The organism is Methanosphaera sp. (assembly GCF_016282985.1).
Classification (GTDB): domain Archaea; phylum Methanobacteriota; class Methanobacteria; order Methanobacteriales; family Methanobacteriaceae; genus Methanosphaera.
The window spans coordinates 13,140-35,071 of the sequence record NZ_JAEELZ010000093.1 but is presented as its reverse complement, the minus strand read 5'-3'; the positions used below and the strand labels follow the sequence as shown (position 1 = coordinate 35,071).

General features: G+C 30.9%; 23 protein-coding genes and 1 tRNA gene. 10 read left to right on the top strand and 14 right to left on the bottom strand.

Going from position 1 to position 21,932, the window contains the following annotated elements; translation table 11 throughout:
- The first annotated feature begins 459 nt into the window (after positions 1–459).
- From aroD to aroC, 3 genes are read left to right on the top strand one after another with little or no spacing between them, the layout of a single operon-like run.
- Complete coding sequence (gene aroD, locus QZZ11_RS06030; RefSeq protein ID WP_365952853.1) at positions 460–1,140, top strand: type I 3-dehydroquinate dehydratase; 681 nt, start codon at positions 460–462, stop codon at positions 1,138–1,140.
- Between the two features lie 2 nt (positions 1,141–1,142).
- Positions 1,143–1,802, top strand: a complete 660-nt coding sequence (locus QZZ11_RS06025; protein ID WP_292474456.1) for an ATPase — start codon at positions 1,143–1,145, stop codon at positions 1,800–1,802.
- Positions 1,803–1,808: 6 nt separating this feature from the next.
- Complete coding sequence (gene aroC, locus QZZ11_RS06020) at positions 1,809–2,903, top strand: chorismate synthase (RefSeq protein WP_292474455.1); 1,095 nt, start codon at positions 1,809–1,811, stop codon at positions 2,901–2,903.
- 7 nt (positions 2,904–2,910) lie between these two features.
- Here aroC and QZZ11_RS06015 read toward each other — a convergent pair.
- The 4 genes from QZZ11_RS06015 to uvrB form a co-directional block, all read right to left on the bottom strand.
- Positions 2,911–2,984, bottom strand: a tRNA-Thr gene (locus tag QZZ11_RS06015).
- 61 nt (positions 2,985–3,045) lie between these two features.
- Positions 3,046–3,828, bottom strand: a complete 783-nt coding sequence (locus QZZ11_RS06010) for an MBL fold metallo-hydrolase (RefSeq protein ID WP_292474453.1) — start codon at positions 3,826–3,828, stop codon at positions 3,046–3,048.
- A 177-nt stretch (positions 3,829–4,005) separates the two neighbouring features.
- Positions 4,006–6,873, bottom strand: a complete 2,868-nt coding sequence (gene uvrA, locus QZZ11_RS06005) for an excinuclease ABC subunit UvrA (protein ID WP_292474451.1) — start codon at positions 6,871–6,873, stop codon at positions 4,006–4,008.
- A 1-nt stretch (position 6,874) separates the two neighbouring features.
- Positions 6,875–8,824: an excinuclease ABC subunit UvrB gene (gene uvrB, locus QZZ11_RS06000; protein ID WP_292474449.1), complete on the bottom strand. Its 1,950-nt coding sequence runs from the start codon at positions 8,822–8,824 to the stop codon at positions 6,875–6,877.
- Between the two features lie 160 nt (positions 8,825–8,984).
- On the opposite strand from uvrB, the gene QZZ11_RS05995 reads away from it, so the two are divergent.
- Together QZZ11_RS05995 and uvrC are read left to right on the top strand one after the other, a co-directional pair.
- Positions 8,985–9,374: a hypothetical protein gene (locus QZZ11_RS05995; protein ID WP_292474448.1), complete on the top strand. Its 390-nt coding sequence runs from the start codon at positions 8,985–8,987 to the stop codon at positions 9,372–9,374.
- Positions 9,375–9,407: 33 nt separating this feature from the next.
- Positions 9,408–11,231: an excinuclease ABC subunit UvrC gene (gene uvrC / locus QZZ11_RS05990; RefSeq protein WP_292474446.1), complete on the top strand. Its 1,824-nt coding sequence runs from the start codon at positions 9,408–9,410 to the stop codon at positions 11,229–11,231.
- Here the strand turns inward: uvrC and QZZ11_RS05985 are convergent.
- From QZZ11_RS05985 to QZZ11_RS05970, 4 genes are read right to left on the bottom strand one after another with little or no spacing between them, the layout of a single operon-like run.
- The gene (locus tag QZZ11_RS05985) at positions 11,228–11,809 is read right to left on the bottom strand and encodes a flavodoxin family protein (RefSeq protein ID WP_292474444.1); all 582 of its coding nucleotides are present in this window, start codon (positions 11,807–11,809) and stop codon (positions 11,228–11,230) included. The two genes, uvrC and QZZ11_RS05985, sit on opposite strands and share 4 nt — an antisense overlap.
- A 20-nt stretch (positions 11,810–11,829) precedes the next feature.
- Entirely contained in the window at positions 11,830–12,531 is a 702-nt protein-coding gene (locus QZZ11_RS05980) for a 4Fe-4S double cluster binding domain-containing protein (RefSeq protein ID WP_292474442.1), read from the bottom strand.
- A 9-nt stretch (positions 12,532–12,540) separates the two neighbouring features.
- Complete coding sequence (locus tag QZZ11_RS05975) at positions 12,541–13,116, bottom strand: hypothetical protein (RefSeq protein ID WP_292474441.1); 576 nt, start codon at positions 13,114–13,116, stop codon at positions 12,541–12,543.
- Between the two features lie 28 nt (positions 13,117–13,144).
- Positions 13,145–13,693: a hypothetical protein gene (locus QZZ11_RS05970; RefSeq protein ID WP_292474439.1), complete on the bottom strand. Its 549-nt coding sequence runs from the start codon at positions 13,691–13,693 to the stop codon at positions 13,145–13,147.
- A 189-nt stretch (positions 13,694–13,882) separates the two neighbouring features.
- On the opposite strand from QZZ11_RS05970, the gene QZZ11_RS05965 reads away from it, so the two are divergent.
- The gene (locus tag QZZ11_RS05965) at positions 13,883–14,290 is read left to right on the top strand and encodes a helix-turn-helix domain-containing protein (RefSeq protein ID WP_292474437.1); all 408 of its coding nucleotides are present in this window, start codon (positions 13,883–13,885) and stop codon (positions 14,288–14,290) included.
- Here QZZ11_RS05965 and QZZ11_RS05960 read toward each other — a convergent pair whose 3' ends face one another.
- Positions 14,291–14,854 carry a hypothetical protein gene (locus tag QZZ11_RS05960; RefSeq protein WP_292474435.1) on the bottom strand — a complete coding sequence of 188 codons (564 nt, stop codon included), beginning with the start codon at positions 14,852–14,854 and terminating at the stop codon, positions 14,291–14,293.
- Complete coding sequence (locus QZZ11_RS05955) at positions 14,847–15,407, bottom strand: flavodoxin family protein (protein WP_292474434.1); 561 nt, start codon at positions 15,405–15,407, stop codon at positions 14,847–14,849. The genes QZZ11_RS05960 and QZZ11_RS05955 overlap by 8 nt, the downstream gene beginning before the upstream one ends.
- Positions 15,408–15,491: 84 nt before the next feature.
- On the opposite strand from QZZ11_RS05955, the gene QZZ11_RS05950 reads away from it, so the two are divergent.
- Positions 15,492–16,025: a YIP1 family protein gene (locus QZZ11_RS05950; RefSeq protein WP_292474433.1), complete on the top strand. Its 534-nt coding sequence runs from the start codon at positions 15,492–15,494 to the stop codon at positions 16,023–16,025.
- A complete protein-coding gene (locus tag QZZ11_RS05945) occupies positions 16,026–16,829 on the top strand; it encodes a hypothetical protein (protein WP_292474431.1) in 804 nt (267 codons plus the stop codon).
- A gap of 93 nt (positions 16,830–16,922) precedes the next feature.
- Here QZZ11_RS05945 and QZZ11_RS05940 read toward each other — a convergent pair whose 3' ends face one another.
- Positions 16,923–17,951 carry a M42 family metallopeptidase gene (locus QZZ11_RS05940; RefSeq protein ID WP_292474430.1) on the bottom strand — a complete coding sequence of 343 codons (1,029 nt, stop codon included), beginning with the start codon at positions 17,949–17,951 and terminating at the stop codon, positions 16,923–16,925.
- 199 nt (positions 17,952–18,150) lie between these two features.
- Here QZZ11_RS05940 and QZZ11_RS05935 point away from each other — a divergent pair, with 199 nt between their 5' ends.
- Both QZZ11_RS05935 and QZZ11_RS05930 read left to right on the top strand, forming a co-directional pair.
- Complete coding sequence (locus QZZ11_RS05935) at positions 18,151–19,347, top strand: hypothetical protein (protein ID WP_292474428.1); 1,197 nt, start codon at positions 18,151–18,153, stop codon at positions 19,345–19,347.
- 66 nt (positions 19,348–19,413) lie between these two features.
- Positions 19,414–20,115 (top strand): diphthine--ammonia ligase, encoded by a 702-nt coding sequence (locus QZZ11_RS05930; protein WP_292474426.1) that lies wholly within the window; start codon positions 19,414–19,416, stop codon positions 20,113–20,115.
- Positions 20,116–20,117: 2 nt separating this feature from the next.
- On the opposite strand, the gene QZZ11_RS05925 is transcribed toward QZZ11_RS05930, so the two are convergent.
- From QZZ11_RS05925 to QZZ11_RS05915, 3 genes are read right to left on the bottom strand one after another with little or no spacing between them, the layout of a single operon-like run.
- On the bottom strand, positions 20,118–20,426 hold the full coding sequence (locus QZZ11_RS05925) for a hypothetical protein (RefSeq protein ID WP_292474460.1): 309 nt from the start codon (positions 20,424–20,426) through the stop codon (positions 20,118–20,120).
- Positions 20,377–21,126: an AAA family ATPase gene (locus QZZ11_RS05920; RefSeq protein ID WP_292474425.1), complete on the bottom strand. Its 750-nt coding sequence runs from the start codon at positions 21,124–21,126 to the stop codon at positions 20,377–20,379. Before QZZ11_RS05920 ends, QZZ11_RS05925 begins: the two co-directional genes overlap by 50 nt.
- Positions 21,127–21,175: 49 nt before the next feature.
- Positions 21,176–21,916, bottom strand: a complete 741-nt coding sequence (locus QZZ11_RS05915; protein ID WP_292474423.1) for a phosphopantothenate/pantothenate synthetase — start codon at positions 21,914–21,916, stop codon at positions 21,176–21,178.
- Between the last annotated feature and the right edge of the window lie 16 nt (positions 21,917–21,932).

The following is a 21,932-nucleotide window of genomic DNA, read 5'->3' as shown; positions in this document are numbered from 1 at the left end:
GCCTGCAATATTATACGTAAAAGTAAGCAGAAATTCAATAATGAACGACTGTGTAAGTGGGTACAGTCCGCTCCAGCTAAAATCAAACTCATATAACAAAAATAATCATACATATAAAAAGATAAATGTTGGATGGGGATTTAAACAAAGAATATAAAAGATGATAATATTTATTTTTTCTTTTAATTTTATATGTTTTTATCTCATCATCATTATTATTTCATTGTATAATAATGTTGTTTGTTTGATTTGAACAAAGACAAAAAAAAGATATAATCTTATGTTTTTTTTAGAATAAGAACAAAGATTATTACTATTATTATTTAGTAATACTTTTATTCTATCAAAAAAATAATTTGTCGGGGACTCATAGTAATATATTGTTCTTTAATTTTAATTATTTTTAAAATTATTTTTATTAAAATGTATAAAGATATGTAATAGAAATAAGTGGGGTAGATTAAAATAAATACTGGAGTATGTGCTTCGATAATAGAAGAAAATAAGGATAATATATTAAAGTTGGTTAAAAACTTATCTTATGAAAATGTTGATTATTTGGAACTGAGGTTGGATGTTATAGAGGATATAACTAGCAGTAAAGCAACAGATATAATTAAATCAATAAAGCAGATTACCCAAACGCCAATTATTTTGACTAACAGAACAAAGAAAGAAGGGGGATTATTTGATAAATCAGAAGAGGAACGAATAACAATTTTACTGGAAAATGCCCACTTGGTTGAAATCACGGATATAGAATTAAGTACTGATGAAGAACTTAGACAAAAAGTGATAGATAAAGCTAACAAAACAATCATATCTTATCATAATTTTGAAAAAACACCTGATAAAGAATTTTTACAGGAAATTATAGACAGTTCTTTTGAAATAGGGGATATACCTAAAATAGCAGTTAAACCAAATAAACTTGAAGATACTTTCACAGTTTTACAGTTATTGATGGAAAACAATGGAATAATTGCAATAAGTATGGATAAAATAGGTTCATATACAAGAGTAATGGGGCCGGTAATGGGAGCACCAGTCACTTATGCTGCTATAAATAACGAATCTGCTCCAGGTCAATTGGATATTAAAACAACAAGTCAAATGATAAAAAAATTAAAAACTGATTAAATATGAATGCGGAAGAAAAAAACATAATCAAAACATTAAATAAAATAGGGGTAGACACCAGGTTTATAAGTTTGTATAAAAATGGTATTTATATTAACAATCTAAAATTTTCCAAGTTTTCAAGAAAGAAAGAAGATGATTTTCGGAAAGAATATCCTCAAATAGAAGTCATACGTTCTAAACTATTTCAAAAAATATGTATTAAAGTATCAAGAACCGTAAAAAATCAGATAAAACCCCAAGTCAAATTATACATAGAAAATAATAATAGCTTAGAAAATATTTTATTATATTTGGTTTTGGAACCATACAAAAGAAAGTATGGTGTCAAAATACTTGAAACTAAAAGTGAAGATACACTAAATGTAAGTAATTATTGTCAAGACGATTTTTGTTTAAATTATTTAAATTCAATGACTGAAGGAAGAAAAATAACAAATAATCTTGAAGAAAACACAATATATCCGTTAAAACACGTTAAACATCAATGGATTTGTGATTGGGTAGAAAGTACCAATATAAAATATTCATCAAGAAAAGAAATGAATGAAGATAACAATAAGGAAATACTAAACTTTTTAGAAAAGCATATACCAAATGTACAGGAATCAATAATCCAATCCGTAAATTATCTGGAAAAGAATAATCAACAACAGGAGTAATAATATATGGCATCAAACACTACTGGAGAAATATTTAAAGTAACAACTTTTGGTGCAAGTCATGGAACAGCACTGGGAGCAACAATAGATGGTTGTCCTGCAGGATTATCATTAACAAGAGAAGATATTCAAGAAGAATTAAATAAAAGACGACCTGGAACAAGTAATTTAACAACGGCACGTGATGAAAAAGATTCTGTTGAAATATTATCGGGTATTTTCAATGGAAAAACAGATGGAACTCCAATTACTGCAATCATAAGAAATAAAGACCAAAGAAGTAAAAATTATGATAATTTAAAGAATAATCCCCGACCGGGTCATGGTGATTTATGTTGGCAGAAAAAATTCAATAACTATGATTATCGTGGTGGAGGAAGAGGTAGTGGAAGAATTACAATCGGTCATGTAATAGGAGGAGCAGTAAGTAAAAAGTTATTGGCCTTACATGATATTACAGTTACTGCTCACGTTACTTCCATACATCATATTCATACAGAAAATAAGTATTCATTAAACGAAATTAAGGAAAATATTACAAAGAATAATGTCCGATGTGCTGATTTGGATAAAGCTCAGGAAATGGAAGAAGAAATTCTGAAAGCTAAAAAAGAAGGAAATTCAGTCGGAGGAATTGTAGAAATTATAATTGATAATATTCCAATAGGGCTGGGTCAACCGGTATTTGATAAGTTGGATGGGGATCTTGCAAAAGCATTAATGAATATTGGTGCCGTAAAAGGTGTAGAAGTAGGTTTGGGATTTGAAAGTACATTACTTACAGGTAAAGAGTTTAATGATCCATATCATATGGAAAATGAAAAAATAATGACAGAAACAAATAATGCTGGTGGAATATTGGGTGGAATGTCTAATGGGATGCCAATAATACTTAAAATAGCTGTTAAACCTACACCATCTGTAAGTGGAATCCAAAAAACAGTTAATTTAGAAACAAATGAAAATTCAACAATAGAAATAGAAGGACGTCACGATCCATGTATCTGTCCAAGAGTAACAACCGTAGCTGAATCAGCTTGTAGTATGGTAATTGTTGATCATATGATAAGAGCAGGATTTATACATCCTGATAAAATATAATAATTAAAGCCCCGAGGGGGATTTGAACCCCCGATCCCCTGATTACGAGTCAGGTACTGTGCCGGGCTGAGCCATCAGGGCAAATAAAAAAAAGTAACAACAGATTAACTATATGTTTATTATCTTATTTAGTTATGTTGTTTTAAACATTTCGTATAAACTGATCCAAACTCATAGTTAATCCATCAGTTGCAGCAACCGTCCTAACACCTGTATTGTTTGTTATGATTCTGGTGTTTTGGAACGGATTGTTCATAATTAAGTTAACGCCTAAATGGGTCATAATCGCTATTTGCGGTTGAACTTCTTCTACTAATTTTTCAAAGTCCATAGTTCTCATATGACCTTTAATTTTTCGTTCTCCTTCCTTAATTACACAACCAATTAATACATCGGCACCTTCATGTTCCTTAGATAATTCTGGGAAGTATTCAGTGTCTGCTGTGTAATTAATATTTAATCCATCATAATTAATGTTAAATCCTACGCACGTAGAATCTCCATGATGGGTAGCAGTACCTCTAATTGTTATTTCATCTTCCTTAATAACATCCCCGGGATGTAATACAGAAATATCTGATTTTGTTTGATGATATTTTGATATACCGGGACCTATTTCCCCATTTCCATTAATTACACTTTCACTACCGATAACATGTCCCGTCTTTTTTGTCATTCCTTGAGTCATAGCTTCAATCATAATCTCGGCGTCATTATAATGATCGGTATGACAGTGACTAACAAGGAGCATGTTAATCTTTCTTGGGTTTAAACCGAATTGATGGCTTCTTACTAAAGCACCTGGTCCAGGGTCTACATGGATATTTTTACCACCAATATCGTCTATTCTAAATCCACCAGTCATTCTTTTTTGGCTGATGGTAGCAAAACGACCGCCGCCGGTTCCCAAAAATTGTAATTTCATCATATCTCCTACAAAATTTTTGAGATGATAATATTATTCTAAAATATTATCTATGTGTTTATATGCTAAGATAAGTATATATATTTTCCTATGTTTAATAAAATAATACATTTTTTTAGGATTAAATGTACAGTTAAAGATTTGATGAAATTTTTAAGATTAATTATTTTAAAGGACTTATTTTAACATAGGTTTTAAGTAAATTCCAGTATAGGAATTTGTTTTAGCTACTTCTTCGGGAGTTCCCTCAGCAACAATTTGTCCTCCTTTATCTCCACCTTCCGGACCTAAATCAATTATATGGTCTGCTGTTTTAATCACATCAAGGTTATGTTCAATAATGATTAAAGTATTTCCCTGATTTCTTAATTTAATCAATACCTGTAACAATCGATTAATGTCATCAAAATGTAATCCTGTTGTAGGTTCATCCAAAATGTATAATGTGTTTGATGTGTTTTGTCTACTTAATTCTTTAGCTAATTTTACTCTCTGGGCTTCTCCACCGGATAATGTTGTTGCAGGTTGACCAAGTTTAACATAACCAAGTCCTACATCTACTAACGTTTGTAATTTCCTTTTAATTTTAGGAATATTTTCAAAGAACTCTAAAGCTTCTTCACTGGTCATTTCTAGAACATCATTAATGTTTTTTCCTTTATATCTGATGTCCAGAGTTTCTCTATTATATCTCTTTCCTTCACAAAGTTCACATGGAACGTAAACATCTGCTAAAAAGTGCATTTCGATTTGAACAATTCCGTCTCCACTACATGCTTCACATCTTCCACCTTTAACATTAAAACTAAATCGTCCAGGTTTATAACCACGTTGTTTTGATTCGGCAGTTTGTGAAAATAACTCCCGTATGTATGTAAATAATCCAATATATGTTGCAGGATTGGAACGTGGAGTTCTACCAATAGGGGATTGGTCTATTACAATAATTTTATCAATATTTTCAACACCTTCAATTGATTTATGCTTACCAATTTTATGCTTATGTTTGTTTGTTAATATTTCATCGATACCGTGATAAAGAATTTCATTAACAAGAGTACTTTTTCCGGAACCGGATACACCTGTAACACAGATAAACTTACCCAATGGGAATGTGACATCTATATTTTTAAGGTTGTTTTCTTCTGCACCATAAACAGTAATGAATTTACCATTTCCTTCTTGCCGTTGTTTTGGAACGGGAATTTCTTTAATTCCTGATAAATATTGGCCTGTAAGTGAATGTTCATTGTTTTTAATATCATCGGGAGTTCCTTGGGCAGTTAATATTCCACCATGTTCTCCGGCACCCGGACCTATATCAACAACATGATCTGCTTCAATAATGGTTTCTTCGTCATGTTCAACAACAATTAACGTATTGCCTATGTCACGTAAATGTTTTAGAGTTTCAATGAGTTTCATATTGTCTCTTTGATGTAAACCAATACTTGGTTCATCTAAAACATATAGTACTCCAACAAGTCTGCTACCGATTTGTGTGGCAAGCCGTATTCTTTGAGCTTCTCCACCAGATAATGTACCTGATGAACGAGCTAAAGTAAGGTAATCCAGACCAACATCATTTAAAAATTCCAGTCTCTCCTTTATCTCTTTTAAAATTTCTTTTCCAATAAATTCTTGTCTTGGAGTAAGTTCTAAATCTTCAAAGAATTCTCTACTTTGACTAAGAGACAATTTTGTTAAATCAGCGATATTTAAATCACCCACGGTTACAGCCAACATTTCCGGTTTTAACCTGTCACCATGACATTTGGGACAATCATTTAAAGTCATGTAAGTACGTGCAGCTTTTCTCCTGTAACGTGAACTTGTTTCAATAAATAATCTTTTCATGTAAGGTATAACACCTTCAAAAGGCTTGCTGACTTCACGTTTTGTTCTACCGTTTCCAAAGAGGAATTTAATTTTTTCATCACCACTACCATATAATATGATGTCCTGGTATTCCTTAGCAATACTGTCAAATGGAGCATCCAAATCAATTCCATAGTGCTTTGCAACACCATCCAACATTTTGTTATAATAGTTATCCGTTTTTTGGGAATTACTCCATGGTTTAATTGCTCCCTGGTGTAAGGATAATGTTTTATCAGGTACAATTAGATCAGGATCGGCTTCTAATGTACTTCCAATACCATTACATCTAGGACATGCTGCTTGAGGATTATTAAATGAAAACATTCTCGGACTGATTTCAGTAAAATTAATTCCACAATCAGGGCATGCAAGTGCTTCACTATAATATTGATCAGCTATGTCCGGGTTATTGTTTGCAATAGTAACAAGGCCTTCACCAATTTGTAGTGCTGTTTCAACGGATTCTACAAGTCTCTTTCTGAAGTTTTCGTTGTTTGCAACTTTAAGTCTATCAACAACAATTTCAATACTATGTTTATTGTTTTTATTAAGATTTATTTCATTATCTAATGATAATATTTCACCGTCTACTCTTACTCTAACAAAACCCTTTTCCTTATATGATTCAAAGACTTTTAAGTGTTGTCCTTTTCGGCCTTTGATTACAGGAGCTAGAACCAGTATTTTTTCATGTTCATTTTCCTCAATAATGGCTTCTGCAATTTGTCCTGGGGTCTGTTGAGAAATTTCTTTCCCACAGTTATAACAGTGTGCAATTCCAATTCTAGCATATAACAATCTCAAGTAGTCATAAATTTCCGTAACAGTTCCAACAGTTGAACGTGGATTTACTCTGGTTGTTTTTTGATCAATGGATATGGCAGGTGATAATCCTTCTATATAATCCACTTCTGGTTTTTCCATTTGTCCTAGAAATTGTCTTGCATAAGCTGATAATGATTCCACATATCTTCTTTGACCTTCCGCGTATATGGTATCAAATGCTAAAGATGATTTACCGGAACCACTAAGTCCGGTAATTACAATAAATTGGTCACGGGGAAGAGTAACATCAATATTTTGGAGATTGTGTTCTCTTGCTCCTTTGATAATAATCTTTCTGTCTTGAATAGCCCTATTTCTTATTTCTTCTTTGCTTTCCATACTATTCCTCTTTTAATTCCATTATTCTATCTCTTAGTTTAGCAGCTCTTTCAAAGTCTAATTTCTGTGCAGCCTCTTTCATTTCTGTTTCAAGTTCTTCAATTAACATATCAACTTCTTCAATCGTAATATTGTCGATTTCTTGTATATCTTCAACTTTACTTTCAATTTTTTTATCTTTAAGTTTACGAACAACACTTCTTGGTGTAATATTATGATCCTGATTATAAGCTATCTGTATTTTTCTTCTACGTTCGGTAATATTTACAGCATTTCTAACAGAATCTGTTATATTATCGGCATAGAGAATAACTTCACCATCAACATTACGTGCGGCCCTACCAATAGTCTGTATAAGTGATGTTTGAGAACGAAGGAATCCCTCTTTATCTGCGTCTAAAATTGCTACTAATGAAACTTCTGGTAAGTCAAGACCTTCTCTTAACAGGTTTACACCTACAAGGCAATCAAATTCGCCCCGTCTTAAGTCATCAATTATTTCTGTTCTTTCAAGTGTTGTGATTTCGGAGTGTAAATATCTGCATTTTACGTTCATCTTAATATAGTAATCTGTTAAATCTTCTGCCATTTTCTTAGTAAGTGCAGTGACAAGTATTCTCTGATTCTTTTCAACGCGTTTTCTAATTTCACCGAGAAGATCATCAACTTGGTTCTTTACAGGTCTTATAATTGGTTTTGGATCCACTAATCCTGTAGGACGGATGATTTGTTCGACTTTATTCTTACTTCTTCCTAATTCAAAAGCAGAAGGGGTGGCAGAAACATACAAAACCTGGTTTTGAGCTTTTAAAAACTCATCAAAACGTAAAGGTCTGTTTTCTTTAGCACTGGGTAATCTAAAACCATACTGTACAAGCGTTTCTTTACGTGCCCTGTCTCCTTCATACATTCCCCTAATTTGTGGAACGGTTACGTGAGATTCATCAATAATTGTAAGATAATCCTCTGGGAAATACTTTAATAAAGAATAAGGAGTTTCTCCCCATTTTCTACCATTCATATGCATTGAATAGTTTTCAATCCCTGAACAATAACCAATCTCCTGAATCATTTCTAAATCAAAATTGGTTCTTTGTTCAATACGTTGGGCTTCAACATATTTTCCAGTAGCCTGAAAAGTTGCAACACGTTCAGCTAATTCCTTTTTAATGTTCTTAATTGCAACATCCTGTTTTTCACGTGCAATTACGAAGTGTTTTGCAGGGAATATAATAACTTTACGAATTTCTTCTTCAATATTATTTGTAAGAGGGTCTGTTTTATAGATACAATCTATCTCATCCCCCCACATTTCAATTCTAAGAGAGTAATTTGCATTTATAGGGAATATTTCAATTACATCCCCATGTACTCTGAATTTACCTCTGTCAAATTCAATATCATTTCGTGAATATTGCATTTCAACAAGATTTCTAAGAATTTCTTCCCTAGAAATTTCTTGTTCAACTTCTAATTGTAATGTAAACTCCGCATAATCCTCAGGTGAACCAATACCATAAATACAGGATACACTACTAACAACAATTACATCATCTCTGGTAAGTAATGATTGGGTTGCAGAGTGTCGTAATCTGTCAATTTCTTCATTAACTGAAGATTCTTTATCAATAAACGTATCAGTTTGTGCAACATAAGCTTCCGGCTGATAAAAATCATAGTAACTGACAAAATATTCCACAGCATTGTCAGGGAAAAATTCTTTAAATTCTTCAAATAATTGGGAAGCCAGTGTTTTATTATGACTCATCACGAGTGTTGGTTTATCCAATTGTTCAATAACATTTGCCATAGTAAAAGTTTTTCCAGAACCGGTCACACCTTCTAAAGTTTGTTCCTTATCTCCATTTTTGAAATGTTCTACAAGTGATTTAATGGCTTTAGGCTGGTCACCAAAGGGTTTATAATCGGAATGTAAATTGAATTTTGACATAATAACATTATATTTCTTAAAGGTAATTGATAATATTATTTATCAAAATTATTCAATAAAAAATAAGTAATAATTAATACATTAAATTTTAATTTACTCTAAGAAGATATTATTACCATCTAAAATTATAAATTTATATATAATCCGTTGATGTGAAAATATGATAGATTGGGATGCAAAAACTATTACTCTTATGGATAAACATTACCAGGAAATACTTAACCCCAGTGTTAATTTAATATATTTCTGTAGGCATTTTGAAGAAATATATACTATGGCAATGAATGAAGAAGTATTGATTCCTGATATTTTCAATGATATTATGTATTACACATCAAATGGGATAAATGCACGTTATAAAGTATTATTTTCTCCAAAAAGAGAGGAAGAAATTATGGAAAAGTTATTGCCTCAGAGAATGAAGCAAAGAGCCAAAAGACAGGAAGCACATAATAATGGATTGAAGTATTACTATGCTTTCATGGTGGGGGAAGTTGAAGATTTTGTTAAAAGATATCCATTCTGGAAAGATTTAATAAGGAAATACTGATTATATTATATAAGATAAATACAAGGTGCAAATATGTCTATGATGATTACAAGTCCTGAAGAATTACCACAAAAACCCGGCGTATATATCATGCATAATAGTGATGATGAGATAATATATGTGGGAAAAGCAAAAAGACTTAAAAGTAGGGTTCAAAGTTATTTCAGGGATGATGATAAATTAGATAGGCCAAAAACACAAGTTCTAATGAAACATTTTGCTTACCTTGAATATATATTAACAAACACAGAAAAAGAAGCATTAATTTTAGAAGCAAATCTTATTAAAAAACATCAGCCCCATTATAATATCTCTCTTAAAGATGGGAAACAGTATCCATATATTAAGATTACCAACGAAGAATATCCTAGAATTCATATTACACGTCGTTTAAACAATGAGGGTGCATCCTATTATGGTCCGTATACTGATGCAACAAATGCACGGGGATTTATAGACTTTTTAAATAAGAATTTTAAAATCAGAACATGTAAACATATGGATGGTCCTTGTTTAAATTATCAAATAAAACAATGTGATGCACCATGTATAAATAACATCTCATTAGAAGATTATAAAAGAAATATTAAACGGGCAAAATTATTATTACAGGGAAAATATAAGACAATTATCAAACAATTGGAAAGGGATATGAACCGATATTCTAAAAATATGGAATTCGAAAAAGCGGCAATGGTAAGAGATCAAATAGATACAATCAAAATCACCTTGGAAAAACAAAGTATCCAACCGACAAGGGAAGTTGATCAGGATATAATTGGTATCGATCATAATGATTCTGAAGCAGCAGTAGTAATAATATCAGTTAGAAATGGTAAAACCAACAAAAAAGATGACCTGGTACTTAAACAGATTGAAGGATTCACAGACACTGAAATACTCACAGAATTTATTAAACAATACTATTCCACCGCACCTGCACCGGATGAAATAATATTGGAAGATAAAATTAATGATGAAGAAATCATTAAAGAATGGTTGGAAGAAAAACAGGGACATAAAATAAAAATCAAAGTTGCTGAAGAGGGACATTATTTAACGTTAATTAAAATAGCTAAGAAAAATGCACATATAAGTTTAACAGAAAACACTAAAGAAGAAGAAAATCCGTTATTAACGTTGGAACAATATTTAAATCTACCAAAATTACCTTATCATATAGAAGCGTTTGATATTTCAAATATTTCGGGTATTCATGCGGTAGCATCAATGGTGGTCTTTGAAAATGCTAAACCGGCAAAAAAGATGTACCGAAAATTTAAAATGAATACGCCGGGACCAAACGATTTTGCAATGATGAAAGAAGTTATTACAAGAAGATATTCGAGAATATCTCCAAACTATGATAAACAGATAGATTCTAATGATTCCATGTTTATCAAACCAGACCTTGTTCTTATTGATGGGGGTAAGGGACAATTAGGGATGGCAGTAGAAGTATTTAATGAGTTAAATATTACTGATGTACCTCTTGTAGGTCTGGCCAAGAAATTTGAAGAGTTATATGTTCCCGGTAGAAGTGAACCAATAATATTGCCTAGAAAATCAACGGCATTACATCTTTTACAATATGTGCGTGATGAATCACATAGATTTGCAATTACATTCCACAGACAGTTAAGAGGTAAGGCTTTTACAAAATCAATTCTTGATGAAATTCCAGGAGTTGGTAAAAAGAGAAAACAGGCATTGTTAACACATTTTGAAAATCTTGATGCCATATATGATGCAAGTCTTGAAGAAATATCAAATGTTGAAGGAATAAATAAAAAATTAGCTCAGACAATCTATGAAACACTTGAAAATGATAAAAATAATAAAAAAAGTAAGAATTAGAGTGTTGCAGAGTCTAAATCTAGTTTATGAGGAATGATTTCATACTCTTCTAATTCATAACCTATGTCCTCATAATCTTCTAATTCAAATTCTTCAAGTTTTCCATCAACCATTAAGTTACCAATATCTAAAATTTTATTAACTTTAAAGTTGCCTGTTGCTAAGCATCTATGGGTATTTTCGATAACAAATGGATTAATGTTTGTTGACATATGAGTAATCATTAATAAAGCTTTAGTTTCAGGTATTGTTAATTCTGGATCATAATTACAGGAACCTAATCTGTCTAGGAACATTTTGGAATATCCTGCAATGTCATTGTAATATATTGGTGCTGTGAAAATAAAATAATCAGCTTCCCTAATTTTATCCATAATTAAATTATAATCATCATCTAATACACATCCTCCACCCTTTTCACAAGCTCTACATGCGGTACAGTGTTGAATATTAAAATCATCCATGAATAAAACTTCATTTGTTCCATCATTATCTTTAATACCTATTGTAAGTCTATCAACAATTTGTTTAGTATATCCATGTTTCCTTGGACTGGTTATTAAGGTTAACACTTTCATATAATTCACCACGTAATTTTTTACCATCCCATTAATTCTTTAGATTTTTTATTTCCAAAAGGACAAATGTAAAGACACATTCCACAAGCTACTTGATGACCGCTTTCTTTACGTTTCATCAAAAATTCACCACATTTTTCCGGACTATATGATTCCTTTGGATTTGGCAAATCAACAATTGCTTTACCAGGGCACGCTTTAACACACATCTGGCAATCTCCACATAGAGATTCGATGGGTCTTCCGGCATATTCACCCAAAGGTGCATCGGTTAATACAGTTGCCCAAGTTAGTCGCGGACCAAATTCTTTTGTAGTCAGTAAATTATTTTTTCCCAGCCAACCAATTCCCGAAAGATTTGCACTGGCTTTATTACTGAATGGTTTTTTAAGATTTAATTCAGGATTTGTGCCTGAAACATCTAATTTGATTGCATTAAATCCTTCATTTTGGATATAATCAATAATTTTATCAGCAATCTTGGAAACTCTTTGGAAAGAATTAAAATATTCGTCAAGATATTCCTTAGCAAGGTCATCATCGGTGTATGTTAAAGGTATTTTTTCAATGATTTCTTCTATCATCTTATGACCAATTGCTATGGCATAAGGATACTTGCAGATATCTTCACCATACATTTCAATTAATTCTTCCTTTTCAATTGAAAAGTCAGCAATTCCATAAACATCAGATAAAGATCCAATATATTCTACGATGGACATTATTATCTCCTACTCTGTATAACCAATAATCATAGTCCCTATAGGTTCATCATGAGGTAAATCAAAACAATCTTTAATGTAATGGTCTGTTTCTGTAGATGGAATTGCAACAGTTAAACTACTTACAAGACTTTCCGGATTTGTATCGGTGAAAAATGAGCTTTTTGTAGAACTCATGACAAAGAATTGTTTTTCTCCGGGTTTTGAAAGATTACTATATGTTACAAAATTGTCAGACAAGAAGAAAACGTTTGGATCATTTCTTAATTCTTCAAGTTCTTCCTCGTCCATTATTGTTTCACCAATGATTTGTCCTGATTCTGTTCTAAGAGTAAAACTGGTGTCCTGTTCATCATATGAATTTTCTATTCTTTCATTTTTAACTGTGTTGTCTAATATAACCACTATTGCATCTTCTTCTTCAAAAGCTTCTTCCATTCCTTCATTTATGAAAGGTACCAGTTCTTCTAATCTTTTCATTTCTAGTTTTAGAACTTGTTTTTTCATTTCATCAGACATGGGTGCTGCAATCATTATTGATTCATCGGTTAGTAGTAATGCGATAAGATCTGATTTAATACTCATAGTATCACCTAAAAAAAGTAGGTTGGAATTAATCTTTTTTAACATTAAATCCAACTAAAATTGAAGCTAATTTTGCATCATCTTCAAAGTTAAAATATTCTTTTATATACAAATCTGCTAACGGATCGGGACTACTGGATACAACATCACAGGTATCTTCCAGTTCTTCAACTTCGATAAATTGAACAGGTGGTAAAATAAATGCTTGTTTTGCCTTATTTTTTTCTAAATAATCTGTGGTTAGTGTTTTTTGTATATCATTTGGATCAACGGTTAAAACAAAATCTGGTGCTACAAAAGTAGCATTTTCATCAGCTTCATGTTTTTTCTTTTGTTCTACACTAACAATCTCTTCACCCAGAATATTTCCTTTGTTGTCAACTAATTGTACTGTAGGGGTTGGAGGTGGTCGGAATGTTGCTGTTTTAATTATTGCAACAGTATATTCTCTGTTCAAACATTCATGAACGCCAACGTTAATTACCGGTATAAGTTCACCCGTTTTTTCCATTTCAATTTCAAGGATATGTTTACGTACATCATCATTTAACACACCTACACTTTGAACTCCTCTCAAAGGTGTAAGAGTGTCTAATACTTCCTGAAGTACATCATCCGGATTTTTTGTAATGAAAATTCCTCCCTATTTTTTTATTATATTTTAAACTTGTTTATTATAATTTAAATAACTTATTGTATTTTCTAACCTACTTGTATGTTCTAACATACCAAAAAGTTATTTTTTTAACTTAACATATTTTATATTATGGATTATAATGAAATTTTTAATTATTGGGGTGGACCTGATTGTCCAATAGATGCAACTTTGGAACTAATAAGTAGAAAATGGGTAATTGCAATTATACGCGATATGTATACAGGAAAAAAACATTTCAGTGAATTTAAAGAGAATAAACCTACTTTAAATAATTCTGTTTTATCAGATACTTTAAAATTCATGGAAAATAAAAATTTAATTGAAAAAAGAGCATGTAACGGGGATAACCGTAGTAATACTGAGTATATTTTAACGCCTAAAGCAAAAAAATTAAACAAAATTATTTATGATCTGGTTTTGTATGGTGTTGATGTTTTAGATTGTGATACCGATCTGGTGGATAATTTCCAAGAAAAATGTAGGGTGGGTTATAAAGAATTGTTGGAAATAGAATAATTATAGAGTAACTCCAATTACCATAGTAATTATTCCATCAACATAATCCATATCATACAAATCTTTAATGTAATGGTCGGCTTCAGTTGAGGGTGTGGCAATGGATAAACTTGAAACAATTTCTTCTATTTTTTCTTCACATTCCATTTCTCCACGTAATTGATTCACTACAAAAAATTGTTTATCTCCGGGAGTTGAAAGTGAGGGATATGTTACAAAATGTTCAGATATAAAATATACGTTTGGATCTTCACGTAATTCTTCTAATTCTTCAGGGTCGTAAATTTCTTCACCAATTAATGTACCATTTTCACTCATTAATGTTAGGGTAGGAATTAACTCTTCATCTTCAAGAAAAACATCCCTTTTATCTTTAAGAACAATTAGAGCATATTCCTCCTTTAAAGTTTCTTCAAGACCCCTGTTGATAAGAGGGACAAGTTCTTCCAGTCTTTTCATTTCTAGTTGGGTAATGGTTTTTTTACATTCATCATCCATTATGTCCACTTTAATAACTCTGTCTTCTTTTTTAATTATTTCAATTATCTCTTCAATATTAGTCATCTTTTTCACCCAGCCGTCTGCCCAGATTTTTTGCATATTCAATTAAATCATCACAATTTCCAATACTTGGCTTATTTTTTCCAACGCTTAATATTTCAACTATTTCACAACCAATTGATTCAAATACTCGGGATCGTTTATTTATGTATTTGTCATAATGTCCCTCATTAGCACCGTAAGTATGGATTATAACACATTTGGGATTATTTTTTAATTGGTTGGGAGTAGTTTTTGTCATAGAATAGAATCTATTTATAAAAATATGTCCCTGTGCATTTATTTCACCAAAATAATTTGGAGCAGCAAATATAAAAATATCCGATTCTTCAATTTCATCCATTATTTTAATAAAATCATCTTTTATAATACATTTTGAAGGTTTATCCATATTTTTACATATTCTGCAGGCCTTGCATGTGTTGATATTCAGGTCGTCTATAAAGTAAATTTTATTAGTGGAATTTTTTTCTTTCAACCCTTCAGTAATGTATTCTACTATTTGACTACAATTTCCTTTCTTTCTGGGGCTGGCAATAACTGAAATAGCTTTCATAATATCACAACTATAAACATAGTTACATATATGTCAACTTTATAAAAAGTAATTATTTATATTATATATATCAAATTTTTAAGTATGAAGACAAAAATTATGGAGTTCTTCACTGAAAGTGCAAAAGTTTTTACAAATCCTGACGACTTGTTTTACATTAAAACAGAGGGCTCTGATAAAAATGGAATTATTTCATTATTATTTTATAGTCTCATGTTGGGATTAGTGATAGGAATAGCAACTGGGGATATTGTACTTACGGGAATTCTTTTGGTTGTATTTTTAATTATTCCATTACTATGTAAATTAATACACTCCATTTTTACATTCATATTTGCAAGAATTTTGGGAGGTTCCGGTTCATTTTTTAATACATTTAATTTAATGAGTTATTCCAGTGTATTGAATGTATTGTTAATAATTGGAATTGCATTAGCAACATTAGGTTTTGCCGTAATTATTCCATTAATGTTCCTTGTATTCTTATGGAAAATGGTTATAGAAATAGTGGCTGTTAGTGAAGAACACAATTTAGGATATGCAAAATCATTTTTATCAACATTAGGTATACCACTAATAATCTTTATTATAATCGTGTTTATTGGAGGGTTGATATAAATGGATAGTAGTAAAATTTTAGGTATTTTAATTTTGATTGCTTTGATATTGTCATTATGTGTAGTTGGATATAGTGCAGTTAATAAAAGCTTGAATAATGCTTCCGAGGAAGGAGTTGTTGAAAATCAGGTAATTCTTAATGAGGCTGATTTAAACAATTCAAGTGTTCAAAACATTTCAACAGTTAACCTGGTCATAGACCAAAAAACTGGTGGTGCAAACATTGAATTTGTAGATAATATGACTGCAGTTTATAATATCACATCCAAAGAAAATGAAAATGATACAACAAATGTAACAACCAATCAAACAGGAGATCATTTAGATGTTGTTGTACATTCAAATTCTTCAGATAACACGATATTCTTAAGTAATAAATATAATTATAATATCAGTGGAAACTTTATAGCAGGCGGATTTGATGCAAATTTAAATAATAATGCAACCATAGATCAAATGAATATCAATGCTACATTGGGTGGAGTTAATATAAGATTTAATGGAGGAAGTCTCAATACATTAAATACTATTATTACTACTGGTGGTTTAAACATCATCGGAGAACCAAATGGTGTAACAACAATTAACTCTGAAATTCAAATTGGTGGATTAAACTTACAATTAGGACGACCAATAGCAGATATATTCTCAAACATTGATGTTGGCGGAATAAATTCAGGAGATTATCAACAAATCTCTGATGTGGAATTTAAAGGAAATGAATTTGATTCATCCAATAATAAATTAATTGTACATAATAACATTAGACTTGGTGGAGTAAATACTCAATCATTCTCTAATTAATCTTTTTTTTTATTGATTTTTTAATCATAAATTATTTTAAAAATAGTTTTTTATTGTGGGGATAAAAAAATTATATAAGTGAAAAAAAATCACTTATAAACGTTTTAAGAATTCTAAGATAAGTTTTACAGTGTCTTCCATGTCTTTAAGATTTACAACACTTATTGGGGTGTGAATATATCTTGAACCGGCAGATAAAGTTGCAGTTGCAATTCCTTCACGTGTTAAGTGGATTGCTGTAGCATCTGTTGTTCCACCATCACCAACTTCTAACTGACATTCAATTCCTGCAGATTCTGCTGCTTCAAGTAATAATTTTTTCATCATAGGATGTGTGATTAAACCTCTACCACTTGCATCTGCAAATGAGATTACTGGTCCGGAACCTGCTTTTACAGGTGCATCTTCTGGTTTAACACCTGGGTGGTCACCAGCAATGGTAACATCTAATGCTATTGCCATATCAGGATTAAGTTTGAATGCTGAAGTTTTTGCTCCTTTAAGTCCAACTTCTTCTTGTACTGTTCCAACACCATATACTGTTGCTTCAGTATCTAATTGTTGCATAACTTTTGTCATTATTGCACAGCCAACACGGTTGTCTAATGCTTTACCCATTACTAAATCGTTTAAGCATTCTTCAAAGTCTGTGTGGAATACAATAGCATCTCCTATTGAAACAAGTGTTTCTGCCTGTTCTTTATCTTTTGCACCAATGTCTATAAACATGTCTTTATAAGTGATGATTTTTTTAGCTTCTTCAGCACTGGTAATGTGTGGTGGTTTAGAACCGATAATACCTGGCACTTCTCCATTTTCAGTTTGAACATATACTTTTTGGTTTAATAACATTTGATCGTTTATTCCACCAATTTTAACGAATCTTAAAAATCCATCATCATCAATGAAACTTACCATTAATCCGATTTCATCCATGTGGGAAGCTAACATTACACTAGGTTTTCCTTCTTTACCTTTGTGGGTGGTAATAAGGTTTCCCATTATATCAGTTTCCATTTCATCTACGCAGTCTTTTAATTCATCTTTAAGTATTTCACGTATTTCATCTTCGAATCCTGATATACCGCAGGCTTCTGATAATCTTTTTAATAAATCTTTCATTGTAAAACCTCTTTATTATAAAATTTTTGTTTCTATATTTAATTTTATAACATCATTTATAATAACTTTTGTTTAGTTATATATTAAAACTAAAATAAGTAACTACTAATAGGATTGTTTACAAAATATATAATAATATTGAAAAAATTAACATAGGGTGGTTTCTTAATGAAATCATTCAATAGAGAGTGGATTAATTATGGATGTTTTAACAATCATTATAATGATAGTTTTATTTATTCTAGCTATGTTATTTGTTTTTTCAACAGCATTATTAACACCATATATAGGTAAAAAAAATTTAATATCCGTAATATTATTGGGTTTAATTGTAGGTTTAGCCTCAGGAGCGTTTTTGCTCACGCCAATAGTGGGGGATATACCTGACTTTACTAGGGTTATAGTAGAGGAAAGTGTTGATGGTACTGATGTTATTGAGCTAGATTTATCGACTAACGGAAACTTAACACAGATTATTCAAAATATTTCCTCCATAACGGGAGTAGAAAGTGTAGATTATGATGGAATAACTATTAAAATTGATGAGGATTTTGACTCGGATACTGAAAAGCGGCTGATAAAGCAATCGATAAATGATAGTAATAAAGATATTTCAAATGTTATTGAAATAGATGATAAAACATTTCTTGTAGAAATCGCAGAAAATGGTGATCCTCAGGGAGTTTTAAACAGTATTTACAGTACATTTAGTTATGCAACTTACACTCATCTTAGATATACTTCAATGGGTGCAAATGCTACAGTTCAAGCAAATAATGTTACAAAAATTTTAAATGCAATATCAGAAAATGAAGTAGTTGTATTGAATGTGACTGGTCCTACAGAGACACAGAATGCATTTTTAAGTCAATTCATGCCTACCGGAACTAATGTTATTTTAGCTTCAGGGGTATTGGGTATAATTGTAGCAATAGCAGGATTCTTTGTAGATTCTTTAATTACATTTATCAATAATTTCAGAAAGAAAAGGAAGAAAAAACCTACGGAACGAGAAAAAATCAAAAGAAAAGTTGTTCCTGGAACAGATACAAAAGGATCTCCTAGAAGAAATAGGAGAAGAAAATCTAATTCCATTGATATATTTGATGAATCTTTTGATGAAAGTCCAAAACAGAACATAGGTTCAAATAAACGTTTCAAACAATTAACTGTTGATGATTTTAAATCAGAAGATGAGATTAAAAATGTTAAAAAAGAAAAATCTAAAAAGAGATTTTCATTATTTAACCGTTCATCAAAATCAGAATCAAAATCAGAATCAAAATCAGAATCAAAATCAGAAAATAAAACAGAACAGAAAAAAGAAAGTAGAAGAGAAAATAAAAAGTCTAAAAAACGTGGAACTCCTAGATTTAGACCTAAACGTAGAAATTAATTTTCAAAATCCACTTTCTAATATTCTTTTTTTTTAATTAATTTATTTTATTGGGAGTTTATTTTTATGAAGTCAGTAATATTATATTCAGGTGGTAAAGATAGTACTATGGCTGTTTATGAAGCTTTAAACAATGGTGATGAAATTTACGCATTGTTGGCTATGCATTCACGTAATAACGAGTCATATATGTTTCATGTGCCGGCTATACACATGGTGGATTATTGTTCGGCAGCTATGGAAATTCCTTCAATTGATGTATTAACTGATGGGATTAAGGAAGAAGAATTAAATGATCTGGAACATATGTTAAGAAGACTTAAAGATAAAGGTGTGGATGCAGTTTATTCTGGTGCATTGGAATCAGTATATCAAAAATCCAGAATAGATAAAATATGTGAAAAATTAGATTTAATATCCGTTTCACCGTTATGGCATAAAGATCCAATAGAATATATGAGACAAATAGTTGATTTAGGTTTTGAAGTGATACTGACAAGTGTTTCAGCATACGGACTTGATGAAAAATGGTTGGGAAAAACAATTACACATGAAAGCATAGATGAATTAATTCAATTAAATGAAAAATATGGTATTCATCCTGCATTTGAGGGTGGGGAAGCAGAAACGTTAGTATTGGATACCCCATTTTATGATAGAAAAATAGTGATTGATGAGGCAGATATTAACTGGCACTTTGATAGTGGAACATACGATATCAAAAAAGCTCATCTTGAAGAAAAATACGATTACAGTTTAGAAGAATAAGTTTAAGAAGTAATCCATTCAATTACTTCTTCTGGATTATCTGTTTTAATAGTTATTTCAATATCTCCAAGAGGGGACATGTTTTCATCAATCATATGAAAGGTATTATTATAAGCTGCCTGTTTATTTATGAAAAATTTAATAGAAGTATCTGTTTTATTTTTTTCTAAAATATTTTTAGCCAGTTCTTCCATTTCATTTTTAATAATAAGATGGTTTATTAAAGATAATGAGGTTAAATCATCTTCAACAATCAGATAATTATCTTTGCTTTTTTTTATTATAATCTTTTCGCCCATTATATTTCGAATACTGTTTTCTACCTTGGTTTGGTTTTCTGTTGGGTTTAGCTTTGTTTTTAATTTTATTTGATGGTTTTTTGATATTTCTTTTTGGTTTGATTTCATTTTGAATCAGTACTCTTACTCTATTTTTAAATTTTTGTATATGGCCTTCGTTAATAAGCATGTAATCAGCTTGTGCAATTACATTTCCTATCCCGAATTTAAGCTCTCTTTCATCTCTTTCTCTAAAAACTTTAAAATCTGTTGAGTCATCACTTCTTTTTCTTCGAATAAGTCTATTAAATCTTTCTTTAGGGTTTGAATGTATGGCTATTATTTTAAAGTTTTTAAAACGTTTTCTAAAATATTGAACTTCATATGGACTGCGTATACCTTCAATGATATAAACATCCTGCTCAATTTTCTTATATTTCTTGGGTTGCTGGTATTTATTGTTGTTTTTGTAAATTTTCTTAACCATATGTTTATTGTTGTGTCTATTTCGGGAATGATTGAATATTTCTTGAATACATCTGTCAGCTACGACATTGTTTCCATAACGTTTTCTAAGATTAACCGCAGCTTCTCCAGTAGTACAGTTCTGTTTTTCAGCTTCTTTACGAACAACATCACCCATGCTCACAGTATATATTCCTTCTTTTTCAGCAATTCTGGAAATAATACTCTTGCCTGAACCTGGAAGACCTGTGACACCAAAAACTTTCAAAATCTTAACCTCTTAAATAATTTTTATACAGCTTTTTTAACTTTTTTTTCTATTCAAATCTTTTTAAAATGTCATGGATAGCGTTATCTAAATTTTTTCTATTATCATAGTTTTTAATTTTTTCTAGAAGAATATCTTTATCACATTCGGCGTATTTGTTCACGTATTCAATTAAAAGAGGCATTGCTCTGACTATATTATCTACAATTGTTACTGTTGAAGTAATCGCAGTCCTTGATAATGGATTCAAATCAACGTTTACAATATCTTTTTTAAGTGCAGCTAATTTTTCTGCCCTATCACCATCTTCTAATGGGATGAAAATTAAGTCTGCTTTATTAATACCTTCAATACTCACTGGACTTCTAGGACCGTTTAAATCAGGTGTGTCTATAAAATCATCATCATCAGTACCTAAAATTTCTTTAACACCTAATTTTTTATAAACCGCTTCAATATTTTTAATTCTTTCAGGTGTTCTATAATAAAGATTAATTTCAACAGGTATGTCTAATATTTTGGATAATTCTGCAATCTCTTCTGAAACTAATGCTGTTGTATTACCATTTACAGATAATACGGGTCTTTTTCTAGTTAAAAAGTAACAAGCAGCCACTTCAATGGTTTTTTTAGAATTGTCGGTCGTTTTTTCTCCTATAAGATAATCGAAAGTTTCGCCTCTACCATGAGCAATCATACCTGAATCTGCAAGTATACCCTTTTTATGGGCTTCTACAATTTTTTCTCTATAAAGTAATGATTGATATCTTGGATGATCTTTGTTTATCATAATATAGTTTAAGTAT

Excerpts from the sequence above, each read along its gene's own strand:
- QZZ11_RS05955 (WP_292474434.1), bottom strand. The coding sequence starts at position 15,407 with ATGAAAGCTATTTCAGTTATTGCCAGCCCCAGAAAGAAAGGAAATTGT.
- QZZ11_RS06025 (WP_292474456.1), top strand. The coding sequence starts at position 1,143 with ATGAATGCGGAAGAAAAAAACATAATCAAAACATTAAATAAAATAGGG.
- aroC (WP_292474455.1), top strand. The coding sequence starts at position 1,809 with ATGGCATCAAACACTACTGGAGAAATATTTAAAGTAACAACTTTTGGT.
- QZZ11_RS05950 (WP_292474433.1), top strand. The coding sequence starts at position 15,492 with ATGAAGACAAAAATTATGGAGTTCTTCACTGAAAGTGCAAAAGTTTTT.
- QZZ11_RS05945 (WP_292474431.1), top strand. The coding sequence starts at position 16,026 with ATGGATAGTAGTAAAATTTTAGGTATTTTAATTTTGATTGCTTTGATA.
- uvrA (WP_292474451.1), bottom strand. The coding sequence starts at position 6,873 with ATGGAAAGCAAAGAAGAAATAAGAAATAGGGCTATTCAAGACAGAAAG.
- QZZ11_RS05960 (WP_292474435.1), bottom strand. The coding sequence starts at position 14,854 with ATGACTAATATTGAAGAGATAATTGAAATAATTAAAAAAGAAGACAGA.
- uvrB (WP_292474449.1), bottom strand. The coding sequence starts at position 8,824 with ATGTCAAAATTCAATTTACATTCCGATTATAAACCCTTTGGTGACCAG.
- QZZ11_RS06010 (WP_292474453.1), bottom strand. The coding sequence starts at position 3,828 with ATGAAATTACAATTTTTGGGAACCGGCGGCGGTCGTTTTGCTACCATC.
- QZZ11_RS05975 (WP_292474441.1), bottom strand. The coding sequence starts at position 13,116 with ATGAGTATTAAATCAGATCTTATCGCATTACTACTAACCGATGAATCA.
- QZZ11_RS05940 (WP_292474430.1), bottom strand. The coding sequence starts at position 17,951 with ATGAAAGATTTATTAAAAAGATTATCAGAAGCCTGCGGTATATCAGGA.
- QZZ11_RS05930 (WP_292474426.1), top strand. The coding sequence starts at position 19,414 with ATGAAGTCAGTAATATTATATTCAGGTGGTAAAGATAGTACTATGGCT.
- QZZ11_RS05965 (WP_292474437.1), top strand. The coding sequence starts at position 13,883 with ATGGATTATAATGAAATTTTTAATTATTGGGGTGGACCTGATTGTCCA.
- QZZ11_RS05985 (WP_292474444.1), bottom strand. The coding sequence starts at position 11,809 with ATGAAAGTGTTAACCTTAATAACCAGTCCAAGGAAACATGGATATACT.
- QZZ11_RS05980 (WP_292474442.1), bottom strand. The coding sequence starts at position 12,531 with ATGTCCATCGTAGAATATATTGGATCTTTATCTGATGTTTATGGAATT.
- QZZ11_RS05995 (WP_292474448.1), top strand. The coding sequence starts at position 8,985 with ATGATAGATTGGGATGCAAAAACTATTACTCTTATGGATAAACATTAC.
- uvrC (WP_292474446.1), top strand. The coding sequence starts at position 9,408 with ATGTCTATGATGATTACAAGTCCTGAAGAATTACCACAAAAACCCGGC.
- QZZ11_RS05935 (WP_292474428.1), top strand. The coding sequence starts at position 18,151 with ATGGATGTTTTAACAATCATTATAATGATAGTTTTATTTATTCTAGCT.
- QZZ11_RS05915 (WP_292474423.1), bottom strand. The coding sequence starts at position 21,916 with ATGATAAACAAAGATCATCCAAGATATCAATCATTACTTTATAGAGAA.